Source organism: Kitasatospora sp. NPDC057198, from assembly GCF_042670125.1.
Lineage (GTDB): Bacteria > Actinomycetota > Actinomycetes > Streptomycetales > Streptomycetaceae > Kitasatospora.
The window spans coordinates 1-1,205 of sequence record NZ_JBHUWH010000880.1; the positions used below are offsets into that span (position 1 = coordinate 1).

A 1,205-nucleotide genomic window follows, 5' to 3' on the forward strand; every position below is an offset into this window, starting at 1 on the left:
GGCGAGCAGGGCGAGGTCGGCGTCGCCGTCCTCGCTGTCGCTCATCGCGCGCGAGCCGTGCCGGGCCACGTTCTCGGTGAACACCGGCGCGTAGCCGGCCGGGACGGGCTGGTAGCGGCGCAGGTCCTGCTGCGGGGCGTACGGGGTCTTGGTGCCGTAGGTGTCGGCCCGGGCGGCGCCCTGGGCGGTGGCGGTGCCGGTGGTCGCGAGGGTGGCGGCAAGGACGGTGGCCAGGGCGGCGGCGAGGGCCGCGGTGCGCTTCACGGTGGGGAGCCTCTCGGGGGAGGTCGGCCGGGTCCGTCCCGGTCGACCGCCGCACCCTGCCAGCCGGGTCCGAACCGCCGCCCACGGCCGTCCGTTCGCCCGGTGTCCCCCCGGTGAACGGACGGGCCCGGGGGCTGCCGCGGCCCGGCGACCGCCGCTCGGTCGGCACCGGTCCGCCGGTGCCGGTCAGCCGGTGCCGGTCAGCCGGTGCCGGTCAGCCGACGACCGCGACCGGGGCGTCCCAGGCGTTGCGGTCGACGGTGACGGTGGCGCCGCCGTAGGTCTCCTTCTGGTTGATCTGGTACTGGTGGGCGCGGCGGTGCCCGCTCCACAGGCCGGCGGCGAACGGGAAGCTGCCGGTGGTGTCGGCGGCGCCGTCGTACTTGGCGTACCACAGGGCGTCGGGCAGGTCGGGGGCGTCCTGCCCGGCGGCCTTGGCGATGCCCGCGGCGCTGGAGGAGGCGAAGCCGTAGAAGCCGGCCCAGTAGCCGGAGGCGTGCACGGCCCGGTTCCAGGACTGGACGTAGGCGAGGACGGCGTCGGCGCAGGCGGTGTCGGCGGTGTTGTACGCCTCGACGTCGAGGTAGAGGGTGCTGCCGGGGCGCATGCCGAGGGCGGCGGCCTTGGCGACGGCGTCGTTGCCGTCGCCGGTGCCGAGCGGGACGGCGGTGTCGGCGGTGAGCTTCTCGGGGCTGCTGCCGGTCTGGCACGGGGGCTGGGCGCCGACGTACAGCGGGACGAGCTTCCAGCCGCCGGCGCTGACGGACTTGACCCAGCCCGCGGTGAGCTGGGGCTGGGCGCAGCCGCGGTTCTTGCCGCCGATGTAGACGGCGGCGGCGCCGTAGGGGCTGGTGCCCTTCCAGGCGTTCATGGTGGCGAGGGCGGGCGCGGTGCAGGTGTCGAAGGCCAGGCCGGTGAAGGTCGCGGGCGCGGTGCCGAGT

1 protein-coding gene and 1 pseudogene are annotated in these 1,205 nt (G+C 76.4%); both read right to left on the minus strand.

Features of this window, described 5'->3' with window-relative positions:
- A pseudogene (locus ACFUEL_RS39820) lies at positions 1 to 264 on the minus strand (histidine-type phosphatase); the annotation flags it as partial.
- 214 nt (positions 265 to 478) lie between these two features.
- Positions 479 to 1,205, minus strand: a 727-nt coding sequence (locus tag ACFUEL_RS39825) for a glycoside hydrolase domain-containing protein (protein ID WP_380243127.1), incomplete at its 5' end; no start/stop codon positions are given.